This is a genomic window from Kitasatospora sp. NPDC048194 (assembly GCF_043202455.1).
Lineage (GTDB): Bacteria > Actinomycetota > Actinomycetes > Streptomycetales > Streptomycetaceae > Kitasatospora.
In genome coordinates this window covers 1-21,765 of record NZ_JBIDAK010000040.1, presented here as the reverse complement: position 1 = coordinate 21,765, position 21,765 = coordinate 1, and the positions used below count along the sequence as shown (strand labels likewise).

18 protein-coding genes and 3 pseudogenes are annotated in these 21,765 nt (G+C 70.0%); 11 read left to right on the top strand and 10 right to left on the bottom strand.

Translation table 11 applies throughout. From position 1 onward, the window contains the following. Positions 1–62: 62 nt before the first annotated feature. Together ACGF07_RS31600 and ACGF07_RS31595 are read right to left on the bottom strand one after the other, a co-directional pair. Positions 63–1,454 carry an amidase gene (locus ACGF07_RS31600; RefSeq protein WP_392904350.1) on the bottom strand — a complete coding sequence of 464 codons (1,392 nt, stop codon included), beginning with the start codon at positions 1,452–1,454 and terminating at the stop codon, positions 63–65. Between the two features lie 4 nt (positions 1,455–1,458). Further along, complete coding sequence (locus tag ACGF07_RS31595; RefSeq protein WP_392904348.1) at positions 1,459–1,680, bottom strand: hypothetical protein; 222 nt, start codon at positions 1,678–1,680, stop codon at positions 1,459–1,461. A gap of 384 nt (positions 1,681–2,064) precedes the next feature. Between ACGF07_RS31595 and ACGF07_RS31590 the strand changes: the two genes are divergently transcribed. Both ACGF07_RS31590 and ACGF07_RS31585 read left to right on the top strand, forming a co-directional pair. Next, positions 2,065–2,967 (top strand): MBL fold metallo-hydrolase, encoded by a 903-nt coding sequence (locus ACGF07_RS31590; RefSeq protein ID WP_392904346.1) that lies wholly within the window; start codon positions 2,065–2,067, stop codon positions 2,965–2,967. 271 nt (positions 2,968–3,238) lie between these two features. Further along, positions 3,239–3,751: a DUF1877 domain-containing protein gene (locus ACGF07_RS31585; RefSeq protein WP_392904343.1), complete on the top strand. Its 513-nt coding sequence runs from the start codon at positions 3,239–3,241 to the stop codon at positions 3,749–3,751. A 121-nt stretch (positions 3,752–3,872) separates the two neighbouring features. Here ACGF07_RS31585 and ACGF07_RS31580 read toward each other — a convergent pair whose 3' ends face one another. From ACGF07_RS31580 to ACGF07_RS31570, 3 genes are all read right to left on the bottom strand, one after another. Next, positions 3,873–4,406, bottom strand: coding sequence for a CbrC family protein (locus ACGF07_RS31580; protein ID WP_392904341.1), 534 nt, complete (start codon positions 4,404–4,406; stop codon positions 3,873–3,875). 305 nt (positions 4,407–4,711) lie between these two features. Further along, on the bottom strand, positions 4,712–5,248 hold the full coding sequence (locus tag ACGF07_RS31575) for a DUF2716 domain-containing protein (RefSeq protein ID WP_392904339.1): 537 nt from the start codon (positions 5,246–5,248) through the stop codon (positions 4,712–4,714). A gap of 633 nt (positions 5,249–5,881) precedes the next feature. Further along, entirely contained in the window at positions 5,882–6,436 is a 555-nt protein-coding gene (locus ACGF07_RS31570; RefSeq protein WP_392904336.1) for a hypothetical protein, read from the bottom strand. Between the two features lie 371 nt (positions 6,437–6,807). Between ACGF07_RS31570 and ACGF07_RS31565 the strand changes: the two genes are divergently transcribed. After that, positions 6,808–7,293, top strand: coding sequence for a hypothetical protein (locus tag ACGF07_RS31565; protein ID WP_392904333.1), 486 nt, complete (start codon positions 6,808–6,810; stop codon positions 7,291–7,293). 164 nt (positions 7,294–7,457) lie between these two features. Here ACGF07_RS31565 and ACGF07_RS31560 read toward each other — a convergent pair whose 3' ends face one another. Further along, entirely contained in the window at positions 7,458–7,637 is a 180-nt protein-coding gene (locus tag ACGF07_RS31560; RefSeq protein WP_392904331.1) for a DUF397 domain-containing protein, read from the bottom strand. 599 nt (positions 7,638–8,236) lie between these two features. After that, positions 8,237–8,990 (bottom strand): annotated as a pseudogene (locus ACGF07_RS31555) (transposase family protein). Between the two features lie 146 nt (positions 8,991–9,136). Between ACGF07_RS31555 and ACGF07_RS31550 the strand changes: the two are divergent. The 3 genes and pseudogenes from ACGF07_RS31550 to ACGF07_RS31540 all read left to right on the top strand — a co-directional run bounded on the left by ACGF07_RS31550 (position 9,137) and on the right by ACGF07_RS31540 (position 11,601). Next, positions 9,137–9,994 (top strand): HEAT repeat domain-containing protein, encoded by an 858-nt coding sequence (locus ACGF07_RS31550; protein WP_392904328.1) that lies wholly within the window; start codon positions 9,137–9,139, stop codon positions 9,992–9,994. Between the two features lie 77 nt (positions 9,995–10,071). Continuing rightward, positions 10,072–10,830: pseudogene (locus ACGF07_RS31545) on the top strand (transposase). 177 nt (positions 10,831–11,007) lie between these two features. After that, the gene (locus tag ACGF07_RS31540) at positions 11,008–11,601 is read left to right on the top strand and encodes a DUF4291 domain-containing protein (RefSeq protein ID WP_392904326.1); all 594 of its coding nucleotides are present in this window, start codon (positions 11,008–11,010) and stop codon (positions 11,599–11,601) included. A gap of 372 nt (positions 11,602–11,973) precedes the next feature. Here the strand turns inward: ACGF07_RS31540 and ACGF07_RS31535 are convergent, their stop codons facing one another. Continuing rightward, positions 11,974–13,686 carry a DUF4157 domain-containing protein gene (locus ACGF07_RS31535; protein ID WP_392904325.1) on the bottom strand — a complete coding sequence of 571 codons (1,713 nt, stop codon included), beginning with the start codon at positions 13,684–13,686 and terminating at the stop codon, positions 11,974–11,976. Between the two features lie 418 nt (positions 13,687–14,104). After that, positions 14,105–14,492: pseudogene (locus ACGF07_RS31530) on the bottom strand (alpha/beta hydrolase); the annotation flags it as partial. A gap of 104 nt (positions 14,493–14,596) precedes the next feature. Here ACGF07_RS31530 and ACGF07_RS31525 point away from each other — a divergent pair. The 5 genes from ACGF07_RS31525 to ACGF07_RS31505 all read left to right on the top strand — a co-directional run bounded on the left by ACGF07_RS31525 (position 14,597) and on the right by ACGF07_RS31505 (position 20,829). Then, a complete protein-coding gene (locus tag ACGF07_RS31525; RefSeq protein ID WP_392904322.1) occupies positions 14,597–14,947 on the top strand; it encodes a PadR family transcriptional regulator in 351 nt (116 codons plus the stop codon). Continuing rightward, positions 14,944–15,951 (top strand): hypothetical protein, encoded by a 1,008-nt coding sequence (locus ACGF07_RS31520; RefSeq protein WP_392904319.1) that lies wholly within the window; start codon positions 14,944–14,946, stop codon positions 15,949–15,951. The genes ACGF07_RS31525 and ACGF07_RS31520 overlap by 4 nt, the downstream gene beginning before the upstream one ends. A 396-nt stretch (positions 15,952–16,347) precedes the next feature. Continuing rightward, positions 16,348–17,502: an ATP-binding protein gene (locus ACGF07_RS31515; RefSeq protein WP_392904316.1), complete on the top strand. Its 1,155-nt coding sequence runs from the start codon at positions 16,348–16,350 to the stop codon at positions 17,500–17,502. Between the two features lie 226 nt (positions 17,503–17,728). Then, positions 17,729–19,567, top strand: coding sequence for a M1 family aminopeptidase (locus tag ACGF07_RS31510; protein ID WP_392904314.1), 1,839 nt, complete (start codon positions 17,729–17,731; stop codon positions 19,565–19,567). 95 nt (positions 19,568–19,662) lie between these two features. Continuing rightward, entirely contained in the window at positions 19,663–20,829 is a 1,167-nt protein-coding gene (locus ACGF07_RS31505; RefSeq protein WP_392904311.1) for a GrpB family protein, read from the top strand. Between the two features lie 443 nt (positions 20,830–21,272). On the opposite strand, the gene ACGF07_RS31500 is transcribed toward ACGF07_RS31505, so the two are convergent. Then, a complete protein-coding gene (locus ACGF07_RS31500) occupies positions 21,273–21,665 on the bottom strand; it encodes a nuclear transport factor 2 family protein (protein ID WP_350744162.1) in 393 nt (130 codons plus the stop codon). Positions 21,666–21,765 lie beyond the last annotated feature (100 nt).

Sequence of the window (21,765 nt, the reverse complement as noted above, 5' to 3'; positions counted from 1 at the left end):
CCGCCCGACCCGGCCCGCCCGAGGTCGGAGGGCTCCGGCCCGACCCGGCCCGCCCGCCGCTCTCAGCGGACCGGCGCGAGCGCGCGGCCGGACTGCGTCCCCTCGTAGGCGTGGCCCACCCGCAGCAGCGTCCGCTCGCCGAAGTGCCGCCCGAGCAGCTGCATGCCGATCGGCATGCCCGCCGAATCGTGGCCGACCGGGACGGACAGCGCGGGCACCCCGGTGATGTTCACCGGGGAGGAGAGGCGGACGTAGGCGTCGGGGACGCTCTCGACCGTGCCGTCGGGCCAGGTGACGGTGTCCTGGCCGGCGCGGACGGCGGTCGTCGGGACCGTCGGGGCGGCGATCAGGTCGACGTCCTCCAGGATGCGGGCCCATGCGTCGCGCATCAGCGTCCGGGCCCGCTGGGCGCGCAGGTAGTCACCGGCGCTCATCAGCTCGCCGGCCTCCAGGAGGATCCGGACGTCCGGTTGGTACAGCTCGGGGGCGGTTCGCAGGGTGCTTTCGTGGTAGGCGGTGGCCTCCGGCACCATCAGGCCCCACTGGGTGGCCTGGAGGTAGCGGGTCATCGGGATGTCGATCTCGACGAGCCGGGCGCCGAGCGCCTCCAACTGCGCGACGGCGCGGTGGACGGCGGTCGCCACCTCTGCGTCGACGTGGTCGAAGTAGTGGGTGCGCGGCACGCCGACGCGCACTCCCGTCAGGTCCGGGTCGGAGGGTGGCCGGTAGTCGACGGCGGAGGCGGCCACCGAGGCGGGGTCGCGCGGGTCGTGCCCGGCGAGGGCGGCCAGGACGAGGGCCGCGTCCTCGACGGTACGGGTGATCGGGCCGACGTGGTCGAGGGACCAGGACAGCGACGTGACGCCGCGGCGGGGCACGAGCCCGTAGGTCGGCTTGAGTCCGACCACCCCGTTCAGCGCGGCGGGCACCCGGATCGATCCGCCGGTGTCGGTGCCGAGGGCGAAGGTCGCCGCGCCGGAGGCCACGGCGACGGCGGACCCTCCGCTGGAACCACCCGCGACCCTGTCGCGGTCCCAGGCGTTGGCGGTCTGCGGGGTGGTCAGGCCGTAGGCGAACTCGTGGGTGTGCGTCTTGCCGACCACGATCGCACCGGCCGCCCGCAGCCGTGCGGCGACCGTGCTGTCGGAGGCCGCGCGGTGGTCGGCGCGCACCCGGGAGCTGGCTGTGGTGGGCGAACCGGCGACGTCGATCAGGTCCTTGAGCCCGACCGGGATCCCGTGCAGGGGACCGCGGAACCGGCCCTGCGCGGCTTCGTGCTCGGCCTCGCGGGCCGTTCGGCGCGCCTGGTCCGCCGTGACCGTGACGTACGCCCCGAGGTGCGGCTCCACCTGCTCGATGCGCTGGAGGACCGAGTCGACCAGCTCGACCGGGGACAGCCGGCGGGCCTGGATCTCCTCCGCGGCGGCGGTGATGGACAGCTCGTACGGCTGCATCGTCCTACTCCTTCCCCGCGCGGTAGGCGGCGGCGGGCGGGGTGTCCCCGAAGTCCAGTTCGCGCAGGACCGCGACGACGGCGTGGATGTGGTCGGCGGTGGCCGCGACCGCGGCGTGGCGGTCGTCGGGCAGGGGAAGCCCGGCACGGGCGGCCCAGCTGGCGGCCTCGGGCGGGGTGAGCTCGGCGGAGGACGGTGCGGCAGGGGACGGTTCGGCGGAGGACATGGACTCTCTCCTGATCGGGTGATCGGGCCCGGAGCGGCGGCGCGACGCCGCGACACCAAAAGCTATTCGTTTGCGTTAGTGCGACTGTAGGTCCTACCCTCACTTAAAGCAAACGGATTGCGTTAGTGGAGGGAGTTCCATGTCCGGCACCCCGTCCGGCACGCGCGCGCGCCGCCCCCGCCGCCCGCCTGGGAGCAGTCGGCCCGGCGCACCCGCGCACCGCGCCCAGGCGAGGAACCGCGCAGCGGCGCTGGCGGCACTCGCCGCGCCCCGGCGCCGGACGGCAACCGACCACCTCACCTCTCCCTCCACCTCCACCTCCACCTCCACCTCCACCTGAAGCGCAACGCAACAGCAGCTGAAGAGCAAAGGAAACGACCGATCATGCGCACTCCCCCCGCCCTCACCATCCCGTCCTGGACGGTGGGCGACCTCACCGTCCACCGCATCGACGAAGTCCTGCTGCCGCCGGCAACCGGACCGTGGCTGCTGCCCGACGCCACCCCCGAGGTGGTGGCCGGCCAGGACTGGCTGCAGCCCCACTTCGCCGGCCAGGACGGCATCCTCCACCTCGACAGCCACAGCTTCGCCTTCACCGTCGACGGGCTGCGCGTGCTCGTCGACACCGGAATCGGCAACGGCAAGGAACGGGCCAACCCGGCCTGGCACGACCTGCACACCGACTACCCGGAGCGCCTACCCGCCGCCGGCTTCCCGCCGGACTCCGTCGACCTCGTGATCCTCACCCACCTGCACGCCGACCACGTCGGCTGGAACACCCGCAAGGTGGACGGCGTGTGGGTCCCCACCTTCCCCCGCGCCCGCTACCTCACCGCCCGCACCGAACGGGAGTTCTGGGCCGCCTACGACATGGAGGAGGCGCGCCGCCAGATGTTCCGCGACTCGGTGATCCCGGTCGAGCGGGCCGGTCTGCTGGACCTGGTCGACGTCCCGGACGAAGGCGGCGTGCAGATCGTCCCGGGACTGCGTCTGATCTCCACACCCGGCCACACCCCCGGCCATGTCGCCGTCGAACTGACCAGCCGCGGCGAGAAGGCGCTGATCACCGGTGACTGCATCCACCACCCGGTCCAGCTCGCCCACCCCACCATCGGCGCCTGCGTCGACATCGACCCGCAGCAGTCCGAGGCCACCCGCCGTGCCCTGCTCGCCTCCCTCGCCGGCACGGACACCCTCCTCCTGGGCACCCACTTCGCCCCGCCCACCGCCGGCCGCGTCATCGCCCACGGGGACGCCTACCGGCTCCGGCCCGTCCCCGCAGCCTGACCGGCCAGGCCGCCCCGCCGACGGCGTAGCCGGCTCGACGCCGCAGCCGCCGAGGGCGGCCGTTGCGACGGCGGGCTCGCCCCAGCCGCGACCGGGGTGCGCCACCCGATCGCTGCCGGCCGAGCGGCACCGGGACGGCATGCTGCGGTGTCGGACCTCTGCGGCAACCAGCGCCTGACCCGCGGGCGCGGGCAGAGCACCTACTCGACAGAACCGGTGGGCCCGATGACGTAGCGGCAAACCCGCTGGACGGCGTCGCGATACTGCCATCATGGCCGTCACCCAGCAGCTCGCCCGAGTCTCGGCGGATTACCTCGTCGCCTGCCGTCAGTCAGCCGAACAGTCACCCGACGGAGATCATCACTGGGATCCACCGGCCGAGGACTGCCTGGACCTGGACTGGGCGCCCTCCATGCTGGAGCAGGCCTGCGAACTGGCACGACTCGACGCTGTCCACCTGGATGCGCTCAGGCGCGCGACCGACGGCGACACCGATATCGATCTGGACTTCCTCAACGCGAACCCTCACGCGATCGCCTTCTTCAGCAACTCCGTTGCGACGGCCCTCGATCCGGACGCGGTTGCCCGGGTGTCGAAACTGCTCGGAGAGATCGACATCCGCGCGATCCTCCACGCCGTCCGCGACAGCGGCAAGGTCTCCACGCTCGGCTACGGGTTCACCGGTGATCCAACGGAGTACCTCCTGGGCCACTTCGGCGTGCTGCGCACGTTCTATGCGGAGGCGGCTCGAAGGGACCTTCTCGTCGTGCTCTGGTGGGACTGAGTCCGAAGGCCGCCGAACGTGAACGGTCTGCCGTCGGGGAGATCCTTCCCCGACGGCAGCCGCGCAATGCCGATGGGTGCGGAACCCTTGAAAGCGTGGCGCGTATTGAACTGCGCCAGGGCTAGGAAGCGTCGATGTAGGCGAGATGGGAGCCGCAGACCGTACAGCGGAAGAGCATGGCGCTCGCCCCCTGCCCAAGGCTGGTGAGGAAGCTGTCCAGTTGGGAGGCGTCGTGCCATCCGTGCATGCGCAGGTCGAGTCGAAGCTGCTCGAGCGCCTCGGGGTGGGCCGCCAGTTCGGCGTATCCGACCTCGCCGATGAAGGCGGCCGCGTCGTCGCAGTGGACGAGCCAGTGCGGATCCTGCCAGGCACGGAAACCGGGGGTGCGGCGGCTGACCAGCGTCAACGTTTCCTCGCTGACGCCGTCGAGCCCGTATGCGTCCGCGAATTCGCCTTCGAACCGTTCAGCAGCGCTGCCGTCGGCTATGCACCAGGGACAGAATCGCCCGCTGACGTCCTGGGCGGTGTAGAAGGTCGCTGTGTATATCCACCCCGTACTGCGCTCGCAGCACGTGCACCTCTCGGCGCTCTCCCGGAAGGACCCGCTCGCGACGGGGTCAGGGTGGTAGCGGAAGAAAGGCAGGCCGGTGCTCACTGGCGTGCCTGCCGCTGCAGGAAAAGTCTTGCAGCGACGATGGCTGTCTGTGCGTCGGCGGGAACACCGATGAAACTCATGGGGCGCAGTCTGTCCGCACGGCGGCCCGGTGATCAAGTGGTGAGGTCGTTGTCCTGCCGATCGATGGCGGTACAGAGGTGTTCACGGTCACGCGACGCCCGCCTCTGCGCGGCCATCGCCGACCGAATCACCTTGCGCTGCGGGCTGGTCCAGACCGGCACCGAGTCCTACCGCTACCCAACCACCCAGCAACCCCTCTTCTGAGCCTCGAAGTGACGCGGGGTTCAACTGACAGCCATCCCGTCCCGGCGGATGACGACCTGCAACAACCGTTGCAAATCGTCCTGGACCGCATCCAGCAGTTCGCCACCGAATATGCAAAGGGAGCGCTCCCAAGGGTGGCCGAACGTACCGAAACGCAAGTCCTCGCCCAGGAAGATGAAGTAGTCCCCGTCCGGGTACGGACTGAGCGGCCAGCCCTCACGCGAGCGCCCTTCCAGGGCTCGAGGCAGGAACATGTCGGTCGCGGGCAGATCGGGACGGAGCCGATAGCACGTGTGTTGCCAGTCCAAGATCCACAACGACTCGCCGGGTGCACTGCAACCCGCAAGCCCTTCCTGCACCACATCAACCAGACGGTCAAGCTTTCGGCCGCCAGGGTCGTCGCTCAGCGCGTCGAGGCTCCACGTGATCGACGGCGAAGTCTCGGTGATCCCCAGGAAGGCGTGGATGTCGGGGCGGAAGTCGAACTTGGCATCAAAGCGGTCCCAGATGCCGTCGTGTTCGGTTCTGCTCAGGCGCTTGAGGGGTTCATCGATCATCCGACGACTCTAAGCCCAGAAGATCGAATTTCATTGTCCAATTTGCTGCCCCAACCAGAAGCCCACGGGTCCAGCCCACCTGCACATCCAGGGCAAGGCCCCGGCCGCGACTCGTCAGTGAGGCGACCCCGGCCCGCAATCACACGCTACGACGCCACCACTCTGGCCCCCACGGACCCTCCGCCCGGCCTGGCGAGTCACCCGACCATGGCTCCAATCTCGCCGGAACGGCTCCCGAAATCGCCGAAGACCACCTACTGGGGTCGCGTCTGGTTCTCGTCACACCGGAGCAGTGGCCTCCGTATGACCCGACAGAATCACTTGCGCAGGTTGTCGTAGTTGCGGGAGGCAAGGGCGCGGTCGGTTACCGGCATGTGGAGGTGGAGGCCCCCTTTGCTCTGCTGAACCCTCAGCGGTCGTTAAGGACGTCGAGTCGGCGGGCAGTCATCCCCCACCACGTGACCCCCACTTTGCGCGGGGAGGAGGGATCCGGACACACGCCGCTCGTGCTGCTCTGCGGCTGGCCCCCGCGCGCGGACGTTGGCTCCCCACACGGGACCCACCCGCGGCACGTCGGGCTTCAGGCCCAGCACAGCGGAGGCTGCGCTGGGCCTGGTCCTGTCGTTCCTCGGCTCAGCCGAGGGCCGCACCGCGCTCCTGTGCGAGGGACTCCAGTCCGTACCGGGCCACGTGCTCGGCGTTGCTCAGGTCGATCGTCCGGACACCCTCGGCGGTCAGCCGCTCGTTGATCTCGTCCAGGTGCTGCTGCACGAGCTGCTTCTCGGCGTCGGTGATGCGGCCCTTGTGCGGCCGGCCGGCGTGCTCCAGGCTGGCGTAGTTGACGCGCTCCTTGGCACCGGCCGGCGTCGGCTGGCTCGGGATGGTACGGGCCACCTTCTTGGCGCTGCGCAGTACCTCGGCCATCGGGGCGGCGGAGGCCAGCCGGTTGAAGGCTTCGGCCTCCAGCACGACCGTCTCCGGTTCGTCGGCGTCGGGGTGGTGCAGCTCGATGGTCACCAGGTCGAGCGCCAACTCCTCCACCGCGGTCAGCTCACTGCTGAGCGCTTCGATCTCGACCGGGCCGTCCTCCAGGTCGGGGTGCTCGCGGACCACGATGCGCACCAGGTCGTCGTCGTTCTCCACGTGCGTACCGGTCAGGTCCGAGAACCGGATGATCTTCTGGCCCATGTCTGCCTCTCGTGATGGCTGCGATCTGGCGAGAGCCTACGCCGGGATGGATCTTGGCTGCTCGTCGTCGGCTCGACGATCGCCCGCGACGACCGCCTCACCTTCCGCGGAACGCCGGAGTCGTCGGAAGCCACGTCAGCCGGATCAAGATGCCCAAGCGCCAGATGTTCGGCCGCGCGCGGGCTTCACACGTCTCCGAGAGAGAATCTGCTGGCCTGGCGCATGAAGGTGATCGAGGCCGGGATCCAGCGGGGTCACTCAGCGCTCGGTCCAGGCGATCGCCGGTGACGACGGCGAAGCCGGTACAGATCAGGGGCCGGTCGGCATGAAGTCGCTGTTCTGCGGCCGGGTCGTTTCCGTAGGATCCCGGCATGCCAGCTGACGAACGTGTGACCCGGTCCTCCTTTCGCAGACCGCTCCAGCCGATAAAGGTTCCCACAGCGATCGGTGTCCTGCCGGACCGGATCTGGTCCGATGACGAGTGGGAGCGTATCCAACTCGGTTACCGGTCGCGGAGTATGGATGAGAAGTGGAACGTTGTCGTCGAGGGCGATGTCGTGTTCCTGCACCGGAGCTGGACAGGCTTCGGCGTCTTCGAGGCGACGTTCGCACCTGTCGAGGGCGGTGGTCGGCGGATCGTCTCAGCCGTCGTGGAAGCCGGCCGCGGCGGCCCGCACGGGAGCTCGGCCGACTTCGAGTGTCTGATGCTGGAGCTGGTGCTCAGTGCAGTAGTTCTCGGAGAGCCGGCGACAGAACTCCGAGAGAAGCTGGTGCTATGGGGTCAGGGGTCTGGGAACGGGGCTGTCTCCGCGGGGGCTCTGCAGCACAGCGCCCTCGGCCTGCGTTCGAGCCCGTAGGTTCGCTGTCCGCCGCCCAAGTGGCTGGACCTGTCGTGGCAGACCACGGCCGTGGCATTCGCGGGTGAGGCTGCTGGCGTTGGGCCTGCTCGTCGACGGCTCGGCCGCTCGCTCCGGCCGCCCGGGCGGCGCTTGGACCGGAGGCGCGGCAGCGGACTCGGCCGCTACGCGTCGCTTCTCAGCATGCTGATGAAGAGGGCCCAGCTCTCACCGGGGAAGGTGAGTACCGGCCCGTCGGGGTCCTTCGAATCCCGTACGGCCACCGCGCCGGGTTCACGGCGGACCTCCACGCAGGCGAACTGCTTGTTGTCGCAGTACGAGCTCTTGAACCACTGGACCGTCACCTGGACTCCTCGTGGGTTATGGCGGGATGGTACCCGCCACCGTTGCGTGTAGAACTCGATTGAAGGTCGGTGCGATGCCGGCGCGTTGGCGTGATGTCCGAAGTCAACGCACTTGACGGCCCCCACCTCGCCTATGACCCCGTCAGTGGGATCAGCGCGAGGTCAGCTCGCTCCTCCCGCTCGGCGAGCCCCCCGAAGCCGAACGGTTGAGGGCCGCGGGGTTCCACTACACGGAGGAGCGCCAGAACCCGGGGAAGGAGGCCGCCTCGCAGCCGCCGAGTGGACGCCCGGACTCGTCCAGTGGCTCGATTCCCATATCCAGAGGGGCACCGCTCGTCGTCCTCCGGACCGCCACCACCATCGACACCGGACGCCGCAACACCCGCTGGTGCTGGTGGTGCGAGCCCACCACGGTGACTACTCCACGACGCCGTGCTCGGAGCTACCCGCCTGCACACCTCCGCCAGGCTGTATGAGCCCGCGCACTGCCGGTCGGCCGACTGCGGCCTGAACCAAGCAGAGATTAGTTTCGTGACCACTTCTAAAGCTTGTTGCAGAAGTCCGGGAGGGCAGGTCAATGTGTGCTTTGACCTGCTGGTTCAGGCGGTTCGGGCGAGGTTGTGCACGTGGGCGACGGCCTGCACCGCGTGGTGCAGGCCGCCGCCCTTCTGTCGGCAGTCACAAAGGATCTTGTAGTTCTTCATCCGGGCGAAGGTGTGCTCGACGCGGGCGCGCACCCGGCGGTGTTCGGCGTTGTCCTCCTCCTGGGCCCGTATGAGGGGGCGGCCGGCTCGTCGGCGGTCGGGGACTACCAAGCCGGTGTTGAGGTAGGCACCGTCCGCGAGCACGGTGGTGCCCGCACAGGTGGCGGGCAGGTGGGAGGCCCGCCAGGCGTGGGCGTCGGCTTTGTTGCCCGGCACGGGGCGGGCGGTGGCGACCACGAGACGGGTGTCCGCGTCGATGACGACCTGCACGTTCGCCGAGAACCGGTAGTTACGGCTCGACGCTGCGGCCCCGCACGGGAACCAGAGTGCCGTCCACGATCCACAGCCGCTCCACGCCCGGCACCGGGCGTGGAGCGGCCTCCAGCGCCAGGAGCGGGGCGAGCTGGCGCATCGTGAGGTTGGTCCGGTAGTACACCGCGACCAGCAAGTCCCGGTCGGGGGGGGGGGGGGGGCCCCCCCCCCCCCCCCCCCCGCCCGGGGGGGGGGGGGCCCGCCCCCCCGCCCCCCCCCCGCCCGGACCATTGCCGCCCCGCTCACGCACCGCCCGCACCAGACCCTCGAACTGCCGCATCCGCAGCCCCGTGAACGTCTTCACCCAGACCGGCACAGCCCGAAGCACCCCACCCATACCGGAGAAATGCCCCGCACCAGGCCTTCTGGACAAGCTTTAAGGGCTGTCCCGTATCCGTGCGCCAGTGTGCGTGAGCGGGATGCCGACTGCAGACTGTTCGAAGAGTGATGGTGGTGACACCACTCCCCCATAGGGTGAGCACCATGGCTGGGACGTATCGGGAAGAAGACAGCGCAGAGCGCGCCGCGCTGCGCCGTGCGTTGGACGACTTGGACGCGCTGCTGGCCGCAAGTCCCGAGCGCGGATCCGGGGCCTACCTTCGGTTCGAGCCCATGGTGGAGAAGCTGCGGACACCGGCAGCCGCGTTCCTACGGTCGGAGCTGGAGGAACGACTCGCCCGCTACGTCGCCGCCGACGATTACTTCGCGCGGGACCGGATGGCCCACGTTCTGGCGGGTTCCTGTGGCCAAGAGGCCCTGCCTGCCTTGCTGGGCGCGATGGTGACCGATCGCAACGAGGACGGGGACATGCTGCATGTCGACATCCTCGACCTCTTCGAGGCATGGCCCGAGACCGCGTTCAAGCTGTCCATGGACTACATCGCTTCCGACGATCCGGGGCTGCGGAGAATCGGCCTCTGGGGCGTCTGCTTCTTCGACTCGCTCGGGACCACGTACTTCGATCTGGTCGCCGACGCGGCCTGCGACCCGGACCCCGGGGTACGCGCCGACGTGATGGCCACCTTGGGCTCCGGTTTCGGCCTGGGTGATCCCCCACGGGCCCTGGACATCCTGATCTCCGGCACATCCGACACCGCACCGGGAGTCCGCCGGGCAGCTGTGAGCGCACTCTACGGATCACGCGAAGCGGTGGTCACCGATGCCCTCATCGTCTGTGCCAGCGACGCCGATCACGAAGTCCGATCCTGGGCGGCGTGGGCACTGTCCAGAAGGCCGGAGCCCGAGGTCCGAGCCGTACTCGAACGGCTCACGACGGATGAGGAGGCGAACGTGCGCGACGCTGCGCGCCAAGCCCTCGAATCACCAACCAGTTGGTTTTGACCGGTTCCTCGGGAGTAGCTTCCGTAGCAGATCTGAAGACGGGTGGCCATGCCACCGCGCCCCGTCATGATCTCGGCATGGCTGCTGCGATCACCGCGTCGGAACCGTCCTGGATAGCCTCGTTTTACCGGACTGAGCCCGCATGATTTCCGCAAGCTGATCACGATGCTGCACCATGACGGCGCCGACCAGGTCCGTCCCGGACGGCCGCGGTCACCGTCGTTGGAGGACCGGGTTCTGCTGGTTGGCGGCTATTGGCGCACCAACCTGACATCGCGCCAAATAGCGTCGTCTTTGGGGTCTCCAAGCCGGCGGCCGACCGGATCATCGACCACCTCGCCCCCTGCTCGCGCTCAACCCCCGGCAGCGGTTCCGCAAGGACACCGTGCTGATCGTCGACGGCAGGTTCCCAACCCCGACCACACGATCGCCGAGCGGGCGAAGAACTACCGGTACTCCACCAACCACCAGGTTGTCATCGACGCCCGCACCCGGCTGATCGTCGCTGTCGGCAAGCCCCTGCCGGACAACCGCAACGACTGCAAAGCGTGGGAGGGGTCCGGCGCGAAGGCCGCCGTCGGCCGTACGACGGCCATCGCCGACGCGGCTATCCAGGCAGCGGCCTCGTCATCCCACACCCAGCCCCGCGGCGGCGAACTTACCGACCGGCAAGCCGAGCACAACCACGAACACAAACAAGTCCGTGCCCGCATCGAGCACGTCTTCGCCCGAATGAAGACCTGGAAATCCTCCGCGATTGCCGCCTCGAGGGAGACGGTGTCCAGCACGCCATGCTCGGCATCGACCGCCTCCACAACCTCCTCCAGGCTGTATAGGCGAAGCCCTCCCCGCCGCAGATCACCCCGCCCCGATCCGCCGGAGATCAATTCGAGACGACCCTTAAGCAGCCGGTCTCGACCTCCCGAACTTGAGCTCGGCTCAGCGTTTAGCCAGCCACGTCCCGCTCGGTAAATCGCTGGCGCGGCGCACACCGATCCTCGAACCTGATCACCGTGCCAGAACCCAAGCATCAGATCCGCGCCCGCTATACGGCCGCCACGGTAACCGTCTACCAGGCATACGCTCCGGAACTCGGCCTGCCCGCCGCACAGACCGGACGGCTCCCGGCAGCGTGGAAGAGGGACCGCATGACGTGGATCAAGCCGTCATTCCTCTGGATGATGTACCGCTGCGGATGGGCGACCAAGGAAGGCCAGGAGACCGTCCTGGCGATCGAAATCACGCGCGCGGGCTTCGAATGGGCCCTGGCCAACGCCTGTCTGGCCCACTACGAGCGCGGTCTGCACTCCGACCGCACGGCATGGAAGCGCCAGTTGAAACGAGCCCCGGCTCGAGTGCAGTGGGATCCGGAACGCGACCTGCAACTGCAGCCGCTTCCGTATCGCTCTCTTCAACTCGGCCTCGCCGGCGAAGCCGCTGAACGCTACGCAGAGGACTGGATCGTTTCGATCACCGATGTCACAGCGACTGCGCATGCGATCCATGCTCAGGTGGCGGAAGGGGCTTTGGATGCCGCGCGGGAACTCCTTCCCATCGAACGCCCCTATCCGTCCAGCGGAACGCTCCTGACTCACCTAACCGGCTGAGCTGCCGCGCAAATCCCGGACCACGGACTGCTCGTTCTCTGCCAGCCACTGTCTCGTTCCTGGCACATCGGCTTGGTCAGCGCCTCCCACGCGCCCGCCATCTCGACCTCGCCCTGGTGACGGAAGCGCGGATCCACCCAGAGGTCGTGCACCTCGCCGTCCGGGCGGATGCCGCTGAGCGGGTCCTCCGTCGCACCAGGGTATGGAGCGCCTGGACGGCGAGGCCCGCTCGCCAGCCGCAGTTGTCCGGACTTCGCGAGTCTCGCGAGACACCGCGAAGTGGTGTCGGCTGACTGCACAACGCCCTGCGCTCGGTCGGCGGGCGCGAAGTGCACAGGCCGGACCCGCCCGGGACGGATGACCACGGGCGCCTCAGAAGTCCGCGTCGACCTCCATGGCGTCGTCGTCCGCGCCGACCTTCGTGCCCTCGCGGTCCGTGTCGGAGTCGCTGTTCTGGTCCCAGGTGAGGTCGCCCTGCTGGGTGAAGGTGATGTAGGTGCCGCCGGCAGCCTTGACCAGTTCGTGCAGGTACTGGGCGTAGTCCTTGACGGTCTCGACCTTGTAGTCCTCCATGCCCTTGTTGGCCGCCTTGCTCGGCCAGAGCGGGCCCGGGTAGACCTCGACGTCGCCGTCCTGGACGGGGGTGGCGTAGATCTGGGTGTAGCAGACGACGCAGGGGCGCTTGACGCCGACCGTCTTCGCCGGGTCGAAGCCGTCGAGTTTCTGGAGTCGCCGTTCGGCGTGGAGGCCGTCGTCGTCGGCGGAGACGTCCTCGGGCACCTTGACCGCCATGCCGGCGATCTCGGCGTAGTCCCCGCTCCCGGTCTCGCCCTCGGCCACCCGGTCCGACAGCTTGCCGGTGTGGCGGGCGAAGCGGTCCTGGCCCTCTGCGTCGGCCCCTCCGAAGTGCTCGACCAGGGCCCTGGCGAACGCCTTGCCCGTGCCGTGCCGCGCCGCGAGTTCCCGCAGCTTCGCGTTGTGCACGTTCCGGTTGGCGGAGATGTACAGGTCGGTGCCGATCGCGCTCACCTGCACCTCCTCGGCGGGCGAGGAGGTGACGCTCCCGAGGTACTCCTTGGCGAGGGTCGAGATCCAGCGCATGCTCTGGGTGGTCCGGGCGGCGGCGAAGTCCTTCGGCGGACGGGTGTTCTCCGAGCCCTTGTAGATCTTCTCCGTGGCGTTGAGGCTCGCGGTCCGGTTCTCCTCCGGCGCCTCCGTCAGGTGCAGGGTGCGGTTCTGGGCACCGCCGTGCGACGTCCAGCCCCAGGTCCCGACCAGCTCCTTGATCAGCGCGTCCTTCGCGTTGGACGCGCTGCCCTTCTTCTTGCCGCCGACCTTCGCCCTCGGCGCCTTGGGCATCCGCTGGACGGACGCCGTACGGGCCATCACCTGTCGCGCCGTCGCCTGCCGCGCCGAGGCCCGCTGGACCGCACCGTCCGCCGCGTCCGCACCGGCACGCGCGGCCGGCCGGGGCGCGCTCATGACGCGCCGCGCGTTCGCCTCCGCCTCCCGTTCGAAGCGGTCCGACGGGTCCGACACCCGCAGCCCCGAGCCGTTGTCGGTGCCGGCGACCGGCCCCTGCCGCTGCTGGATCACATGGGTCAGCTCGTGCGCCAGTGTCTCCTTGTCCCGGCCGCCTTCCCCGAGGACGACGTGGCTGCCCGACGTGTACGCGCGGGCGCCGATCTCCGAGGCCGAGTCCTTGGCCGCCCGGTCGTCGTGGATACGGACGTCGGAGAAGTCGGCGTCGAACCGCGACTCCATGTCCGCGCGGGTGGAACCGTCCAACGGACGGCCCGCGCCGCGCAGGACCTCGTGCACCGAGGACCGCTGCACCGGGGACCGCTGCACCGGGGCCTGCGCGCTCCCGCCGTGGCCGCAACCCGCCTCGTGCAGATGCTCCTGCTCCTGCTCCTCCTGGGCCACGCCCGCGCGCCGCATCCGCTCGACCACCGCCGCGTTGCCGATGCTTCGCTGCAGGCCGATGAGGCCCGGCGCCGGGCCGGCGCCCGGAGCCTTCGGCCTGCGTGCGGGGAGCCGCTCGTCGTGGCGGGCATCCTTCCGGTCCTTGCCGGGCGCGTGCATGAACTCTCCTGTTGACCGGAAGCGATGTCCTGTCCCCTTGGTAGACGATCACCACCGTCCCGGACAAGGGCCGTGGGGGCAGACCTGGTTGACCGGAGAGGCAACGTTCGGCGGTCCTCTGGCGGCTCGAAGCCCGGAGGCGTAGTGCCGGCCCGGGCTCCGCCGAGTACTCTCCCGAGACGGAACGGCAGCGCGCGGCAGGCACGGTGAGCTGCTGACGTGCAGAGGGGCAGCGAAGCGGGACGGGCCTTGCGAAGCCCCGCCCGCAGGCACGTCGGACGGGAGCCCCATGGGCAGCGGCCGCCCCCGCGTACTTTCGTGAGTCGACCTCTCGAAGTACGGGAAGCAGCCGCGTCGCATGCCCCCGGCCCCCGCAAACCTCAACAAGGTCGAGTGGCCGCAGGGTTCAGCTACCGGCTCAGGCGCCGAAGGCCGCGCGCAGCACGTCCACGGCCTGGGTGATCGCGGCCTGGGCGACCCGGGTGCCGCGCAACGCGTTCAGCATCACGAAGTCGTGGATGATGCCCTGGTACCGGGTGACGGTCACCGGCAGCCCGGCCGCCCGCAGCTTCGCGGCGTACGCCTCGCCCTCGTCGCGCAGCACGTCCGCCTCGGCCGTGATGAGCAGGGCCGCCGGCAGACCGGTCAGCTGCTCGGTGCTGGCACCCAGGGGGCCACCGCGTAGTTCTGCTCGATCGCGACCGGATAGCGGGCCTCGGGAGAGAGGTCGTACTCGGGGAAGCGAAAGCCGCCCCGGTCCCGGTGGCGAGCTCGCGCACCAGCCGGTCGTCGGTGTGGGCGTTGCCGGGCAGGACTTCAGCTCGGGCCCCGCAGTGACCTGTTGCACACCCGAGGGCTCCAACAATGATTCGTAGGACAGCATATGACGGTAGGAGATATATATAGGCGCATGACAGAACGCTCCCTGCAGGAGCCCACGCTGCTTCTGCTGACCGCGCTGGCCGATGCCCCCAGGCACGGCTACGCCCTCATCCAGGAGATCGCCGCGATCTCCGACGGCCGGGTGAAGATACGCACCGGCACTCTCTACGGCGCGCTGGAACGGCTGCTCGGCCAGGGCCTGATCCGGGTCGAGGGCGAGGAGATCGTCGACGGCCGGGCCCGTCGCACCTACGCCCTCAGCGACTCCGGCCGCGAGGTGCTCACCACCGAGGCCGAACGCCTGCGCACCGTCGCCGCCGAGGCCGATCGCCGGCTGTCTGCCGCCCGTCCGTGGCTGAAGGGAGCCTTCGCATCATGAACGACCGCGCTCTGAGGGGGGCTCTGCGCCTGTACCCGGCCAAGTACCGGCGTGAGTGGGGCGAGGAGATCACGGCAGTGTTCGCCGGCATCACGGCCGGCGCGGGGGGTTGGGCCGTCGCGCGCGAGCTGTTCGACCTGGCCGGGCACGGCGTGCGGGCCCGGTTGGGCCTGAGGTCCGGCGGCACCTTCGCACGGCTGGCGGCGATGGCCGCGCCGTTCGCTGCCGCCGCGGCGGCGGGCATCTCGCTGATGGACCTCTACATGCTGGCACGCGACTGGCTGCGCCACGGGGATGCGGCGCTGTGGGTTCCGTCCGCCCCGCCGTTCTGCTACGCGTACTGGATCGGCCGGGGCAGCGAGGCGTTGTACCTGGCCATGGCGGGCGCTGCCGTGTTCGGGCGGTGGACGCTCGCACGGCTGCTCGGGCCGGTCGCCGTACTGCTCGCGGTCGTGACCTGGCTTGTCGACAATTTCGACTACCTGTCGCACCATCACACGGCGTGGATCAGGAGCCTGGTCGAACTGACCTTCCAGATCGGTCCCCAGGCGCTGTGGGTGCTGATCCTGCTCGCCGCCCCGCGGGATCTGCTGGGCCCGGCCACCTGGCGCCGCGGTCTGGCGGCAGTCGCGGGGGTGCTGGTCGGCGGCGTGCTGTGGGGCCACACGTTCATGTTCGGCCTCTTCCGCTCCCTGAGCATGCTCGACGGTGTGCTCAGCCCCGCCTTCCCGGTGTACGAGCTGGTGCTGCTCCTGGTGGCGGTGGTGGGCCTGCGGCGCGGTCGGTACGCCCCTGCGGCCGCGGCACTCGCCGGCGCCCCGATCGGCCTGGTCTCGCTGGTTCTGACCGTTCACGCGCTGTGGAGCCCGTATTCCAGGGACGGGGCCGTGGCTCAGCTCGGAGTGCTCCTGGCGGTTGCCGTGGTCGGCGCGATCACCGCGGTCGTGGTGGAGAGCCGCTGGGCTCCGACCGCGCCTCGGCGGAGGCCGCCGACGGCCGGTTGACCGCGACTGCCGGGCACGGGGTACACCTCCAGCCCTCCGGGAGCGCGGCGGCCGGGTCGGCGCCGCGCTCCCGGGCGCCGCGGTCCCGGGCGCCACGCTTCCTGTCGCCGCGGTCCCCGGCGTATCGCTCCCTGGCGCCGCGCTCCCGCGGCGCCGCGGGCCACCGCACCGGGCGAGGTGAGAAATTCCTCGAATCGGTGGCCCTGCGGCCGCCCGTAACGGTGCTTCAGACGGCCCTCGAGCGGTCGCGCGGGCAACGGCACCTCTCACGGCCCGACCCTTCCGATCGCCCCTCAGGAGCCCGTCCGGGGCTTCGCGAGAATCGCTCTGACCTGGTGTTTTCTGGGAAATCTCCTAGGCTGGAGACCTCTGCCGGACACCCTCGGAGGGGGCATCATGAGCGAGGAACCCAAGGCCTACCACGCCAGCAGGATCGTGGTCCTGGAGGGCCTGGAAGCCGTTCGGAGACGGCCCGGAATGTACATCGGATCGGTCGGCGAGCGCGGCCTTCACTCCATGGTGTTCGAGGCCGCCGAGCGTGCGCTGGACGAGATCCTCGACGGCACCGCCGGCCGTGTCGAGGTCGCTCTCACCGCCGAAGGCGGCGTCCGCGTCGCCGACGACGGCGCGGGCCTGCCGGTCGAGCAGGCCGGGCACACCGACGGCCCGCCGTTGGAGGCCCGGTTGACGGTGCTCCGCTGCGGGGCGCAGCCCTTCAACCGGCGCTCGCTGGCCGCCGGCTATTCCGGGGTGGGACTGTCCGTCGTCAACGCACTGTCGAGCCGGCTGACCGCCGAGGTACGGCGCGACGGCGCCCGTTGGGTACTGGAGTACGAGCGCGGCGCAGCCGTCGCGGCGCCCGTCCGCACGGGACCGGCGAGCGGCAGCGGAACCGCGATCACCTTCCGGCCCGATGCCGAGATCTTCGAGACCCTGGAGTTCTCGTTCGACGCACTGGCCGAGCGCTTCAGGGAACTGGCCTTCCTGAACCGCGACTTGGACATCACCCTCAGCGATGAGCGCGACCCGGCGTCGCCCCGGTCCGTCCGCTTCCACTACCCGGAGGGGCTGAAGGACCACGTCGCAGAGCAGCGCCGCCCTCTCCACCCGGAGGTGATCGGCTTCGAGCGCGAGTGCCCCGACATGGAGGGAACCGTCGAGGTGGCCCTGCGCTGGTGCGACTCCCGCGAGGGACAGCTCGCCGGCTACGCCAACAGCCGGCCGACCCCCGGCGGAGGCACGCACGTACTCGGATTCCGCGACGGCCTGGCGGCCGCGATCACTGCCCATGCCCGGGAGCAAGAGCTGCTCACCGCCTCCGACCCCGGCTTCACCCCGGACCAGCTCAACGCGGGCCTGACGGCGGTCGTGTCGGTGAAGCTCGACCACCCCGAGTTCGAGGGAGCCGTCCGCGACCGACTCGGCAACGGTCCCGTCCGCGCCTGCGTCGCGGAAGCCGTTCGAGAGCACTTGTCCGCCTGGCTCCGTGCCAACCCGGCGCAGGCGACGGCTGTCCTCGCCCGGATCGCGATGACCGGTCGCCACCGGTAGCAACACCGAAGCCCCGGCTGTCGGGGGCGCCTACTGCCACCGCCCGAGCCTTCCTTCCTCGCCCTCTTCACCCGGATGAGCACCCTCGCCCCGAAGCAGCAGGTGAGGCGGACCGACGGCTTCGGCGGCGACGTCCGCCAGGGACACCTCCTTGTCATGACCCTTTCGAAGGATGCCGTGTTGCTGTCACGCTTCTTCTCCCGGCCCACTCCTTCGAGAGGCTTCGATGAGCAGATTCCTGCGTTTCCTGACCGCCGCCGCCCTGTTCGCCGCCGCCGGCACCGCGGCACTCGCCACCCCCAACGTGGCGAGCGCCGCGGACTGCACGGCCGCCCAGGTCGTCACCAACGGCGGCTTCGAGTCCGGCGGTTCGCCCTGGACGGCGGACAGCGGCACGATCACCAGCGACAGCGGCCAGAGCGCCCACAGCGGCAACTCCTACGCCTGGCTGGACGGTTACGGCTCCACCCACACCGAAACCCTTTCGCAGTCCGTCACCCTCCCCACCGGGTGCAGCACCGCCACGCTCCGCTTCTGGCTGCACGTCGACACCGCCGAGACCACCACCAGCTCTGCGTACGACAAACTCACCGTCAAACTCGGCGGCACCACCCTGGCGACCTACTCCAACCTGGACGCCGCGGCGGGGTACGTGCAGAAGAGCATCGACGTCTCCGCCTTCGCCGGCCAGACCGTGACCCTCGCCTTCACCGGCACCGAGGACTCCAGCCTGCAGACCAGCTTCGTGCTGGACGACATCGCCCTGGACGTCTCCGGCGGCACCACCCCGCCGCAGCCCGGCGACGCCACGCGCACCCCGGCCGCCCCCGGCTACACCGTCGCCCTGACCAGCGACAGCACCGGTGCCGGCTGGACCGGGCACGAGGACGTGCGCTTCACCAACGCCTCGGCCACCCCGCTGAACGAGGTCTACCTGCGGCTCTGGGACAACTGGCACGGCAGCTGCCCCGGCAACACCCCGATCACCGTCAGCAAGGTGACCGGTGGCACGCCCGCCGCGCTCTCGGTCAACTGCACGGCACTGAAGATCACCCTGCCCGCGCCGCTGGCCCAGGGGCAGAGCGGCGCGGTGGGATTCGACCTCGCCATCACCGTACCGAGCGGCGCCGACCGCTTCGGACACGACGGGGCGTTCAACTTCCTCGGCAACGCCCTGCCGGTGCTGGCGATCCGCGACGCGGCCGGCTGGCACCTCGACCCGTACACCAACAACGGCGAGTCCTTCTACTCGCTCACCTCGGACTTCACCGTCACGCTCGACCACCCGTCGAGCCTGCTGGTGCCCGCCACCGGAACCTCGGTGGACACCCCCGGCACCGCCGGGCGGACCGTCACCAAGGCGACCGCGGCCAAGGTCCGCGACTTCGCCTGGGCCGCCGGGCCGTTCACGAAGGTCTCCGGCACCTCGCCGGCCGGCGTCAAGGTCAACATCTACTCGGTGACCGGGATCAGCTCCTCGGACGCCAACTCGATGCTCTCCACCGCGACCTCCGCCGTCGACTCCCACGCCCAGCGCTTCGGGGCCTACCCGTACGGCGAGTTGGACGCGGTGATCGACAACAACTTCTGGTTCGGCGGCATGGAGTACCCCGGCTTCGTCCTCGACCTGGTCAGCACCACGGCGCTCACCCACGAGATAGGCCACCAGTGGTTCTACGGCATCGTCGGTGACGACGAGTACACCAGCCCCTGGCTGGACGAGGCGTTCACCGACTACGCCACCGACCTCGCCCTCGGCAAGTCCGGCAACGGCTGCTGGAACAGCGTCTCGTGGGCCTCCTCCGCCGAACGGATCACCAACTCGATGGCGTACTGGGACGCCAACTCCTCCCGCTACTCCACCGTCGTCTACGGCTACGGCAAGTGCGCACTGCACGACCTGCGCCGCCAGCTCGGCGACACCACCATGACCAAGTTGCTGCACGACTACGCGCAGTCCCACTGGAACGGCGTCTCCACCACCGCCGAGTTCAAGGCCGCCGCCCAGGCGGTCAGCACGGTCGACCTGACCCCCTTCTGGACCCAGCACCGCATCGACGGCTGAGCGCACAGCACACTGCCCGCCCCCCGGCCCGAGCTGCGGGGGGCGGGCGAGTGCTGCGCGGTCGCGCTGCCCGGTCGGCGCCTTCGATCAAGCCCATGGCCGACCTGGGGGACGTCAACCTGCACGTCCGCATGCTCGGCGCCCCCAACGAGCGACTCGCCCTGCTGTTCCGCGACTGCTTCCGGGCGCACCCCGAGGCAGTCCCCGCCTATCCCCGCTTCAAGAGCGTCCTCACGGGCACGGTCCACGACACCGGTGTCTACGCCGACGTCAAGGTTCCCGTCGTCGACCTCGTCATCGCGGTCGCCGAGTCCTGGGCCCTCGCGACCAGTTGGACGCCACATAACCGACACGAGCCCCAGAACGTGACTCCCACGACAGCAGCCCCGCACGCGCGCCCACTCTCGCCCTCCTCATGGGCAACGAGCTCGCTCGGCGGCCGCGAGGAGGGAGCGGCTGTCCAAGGCGCGCCTACCCCGGTGCCCTGCTGGGTAGGGATGGCGGTGCGGCACGTGACACTGCCGGACTCCGGCGGCGTGACGGCCGTTCAGTACCGCAGACGATCCGGCGGGGGGCGGCGGATGGAAACGGCGCAACGGGTGGTCAAACGCAGTGCATGGTTCGCGCGGCTGCCGGTCGCGCTCGCGGGTCTCAGCCTCCTGCTGCTCGTACACGCACTGGTGCGGAAGAACCTGGCGCACCCGACCGGAGTGTGGAAGGCCGATCTCCTGGACACCCAGGCTGCCGTCGCAGCCGTCCTGGCGTCGGCCGGGGCCGTCCTCGCCCGCGCCCAGTACGCACGGGCTGTGAGACCGGCGCTGGGATGGTTCGGCCGGGTCATGGCCGACGTGACCCCCGACGGCGAGCTGGCGTGGGCCTGCCACGTCATGAACGGTGCCCAGGACGTCGCAGTCCTGACGGAGGTCGACTACTGGGTGCGGTTCACCCCGACAGCACGGGCCGCCGGCGCCACGGACTCCACCCGCTGGGGGACCTGGCACGAGGCGATGGCCGGACTCGCGGCAGTGGGCCTGGAGGCCCGACTGGACTTCACGCTCGACCTCATCGGCCCGGGTCGGCCGATCCCCGCCCAGGGGCTGATGTTCGTCGGCTGGTTCACGGAGAAGGCGATGGCGGAGATCGACGACGTCTTCGTGCGCGTCCGGGTGACCGACCGGGTCGGCGACACCCACGAGCGAGTGCTGGCCCTGCTGAAGGGCGCGGACCGCAAGCCCCGCAGCCCCGGACAGCCACCGTTCTGAGCCCGGCACCCCACCCGGAACGGGTCAGGACGGGTGGCGACCGTGGTGCAACTGCTCGCCGAGTGCTCAACCGGATCGAGACGCACTGCACTGACGATCCACTCAGGCGCCCTCCACCCAGGCGCCCTTTGCCCCGCTGAAACCCGGCCTACGGACGTTCCACTACCGGAGGCCAGAGCTGTGACCCTCTGTCACCGGCCGCCGCCGACTCGATGCAGGACTGCAGTTCGTACACCAGGACCACCCAGTACCGCCTGATGCCTGCTTATGGCAAGGCCAGCCCTGTCCCGTGGCAGGCCGGACCCGGTCGGCCTGCCACCGGACAGGGCAACTCGGCCCGCCTCAGCCGGGCCACGTCCGCCGCGTGCCACGGCGACGCCGTAAGCACCCGGCCGCCCGCGGGCCGGGGAGAACGGGCGGCCTCGCGTCGGTTCGGCTGAGGGTCAGCGCGCGCTGCCGAGGTTCCGGTCGGCCTCGTCGCCTTCGAGCATGAGGGTGGTCTCCTCGATGCGGCGGAAGCGGCCGTCGGGGGCGAATTCGGCGAAGAGATAGACCTCTATCCGGACGGTGGAGCCGTCCTTCTTGACGATCTCCATCGTGTGGCGGTCGGCGTAGCGGTCGCCGGAGGAGAGTTCGTCGTGGACCTCGACGGAGCCGCCCGCGACGACGGTGCGCAGGTGGGCGATGTGGTCGAGGAACTCGGTGCGGTCTGCCCAGCTGCCGTCGGTGCGCTGGCGGTAGTCGGGGGCGAAGTGGCGGTCGGCGGCCTCGTCCAGGTCGAGACCGGGGGTGAGCAGCAGGTCGGTGAGGGCGGAGCGTGCGTCGGTGCGGTTCATGGGGTTCCTCCATAAGGTGTTGGGTGGCCCGGGAGGGCCGGATGTGGCTAATGGGGTCTTGCCTTCAGTGGCTCCTCCGGAGTGGCCGTCCGGCTCTCCG

Excerpts from the sequence above, each read along its gene's own strand:
- ACGF07_RS31575 (WP_392904339.1), bottom strand. The coding sequence starts at position 5,248 with ATGATCGATGAACCCCTCAAGCGCCTGAGCAGAACCGAACACGACGGC.
- ACGF07_RS31505 (WP_392904311.1), top strand. The coding sequence starts at position 19,663 with ATGGCCGACCTGGGGGACGTCAACCTGCACGTCCGCATGCTCGGCGCC.
- ACGF07_RS31500 (WP_350744162.1), bottom strand. The coding sequence starts at position 21,665 with ATGAACCGCACCGACGCACGCTCCGCCCTCACCGACCTGCTGCTCACC.
- ACGF07_RS31570 (WP_392904336.1), bottom strand. The coding sequence starts at position 6,436 with ATGGGCCAGAAGATCATCCGGTTCTCGGACCTGACCGGTACGCACGTG.
- ACGF07_RS31565 (WP_392904333.1), top strand. The coding sequence starts at position 6,808 with ATGCCAGCTGACGAACGTGTGACCCGGTCCTCCTTTCGCAGACCGCTC.
- ACGF07_RS31520 (WP_392904319.1), top strand. The coding sequence starts at position 14,944 with ATGAACGACCGCGCTCTGAGGGGGGCTCTGCGCCTGTACCCGGCCAAG.
- ACGF07_RS31515 (WP_392904316.1), top strand. The coding sequence starts at position 16,348 with ATGAGCGAGGAACCCAAGGCCTACCACGCCAGCAGGATCGTGGTCCTG.
- ACGF07_RS31535 (WP_392904325.1), bottom strand. The coding sequence starts at position 13,686 with ATGCACGCGCCCGGCAAGGACCGGAAGGATGCCCGCCACGACGAGCGG.
- ACGF07_RS31595 (WP_392904348.1), bottom strand. The coding sequence starts at position 1,680 with ATGTCCTCCGCCGAACCGTCCCCTGCCGCACCGTCCTCCGCCGAGCTC.
- ACGF07_RS31600 (WP_392904350.1), bottom strand. The coding sequence starts at position 1,454 with ATGCAGCCGTACGAGCTGTCCATCACCGCCGCCGCGGAGGAGATCCAG.
- ACGF07_RS31585 (WP_392904343.1), top strand. The coding sequence starts at position 3,239 with ATGGCCGTCACCCAGCAGCTCGCCCGAGTCTCGGCGGATTACCTCGTC.
- ACGF07_RS31510 (WP_392904314.1), top strand. The coding sequence starts at position 17,729 with ATGAGCAGATTCCTGCGTTTCCTGACCGCCGCCGCCCTGTTCGCCGCC.
- ACGF07_RS31525 (WP_392904322.1), top strand. The coding sequence starts at position 14,597 with ATGACAGAACGCTCCCTGCAGGAGCCCACGCTGCTTCTGCTGACCGCG.
- ACGF07_RS31550 (WP_392904328.1), top strand. The coding sequence starts at position 9,137 with ATGGCTGGGACGTATCGGGAAGAAGACAGCGCAGAGCGCGCCGCGCTG.
- ACGF07_RS31590 (WP_392904346.1), top strand. The coding sequence starts at position 2,065 with ATGCGCACTCCCCCCGCCCTCACCATCCCGTCCTGGACGGTGGGCGAC.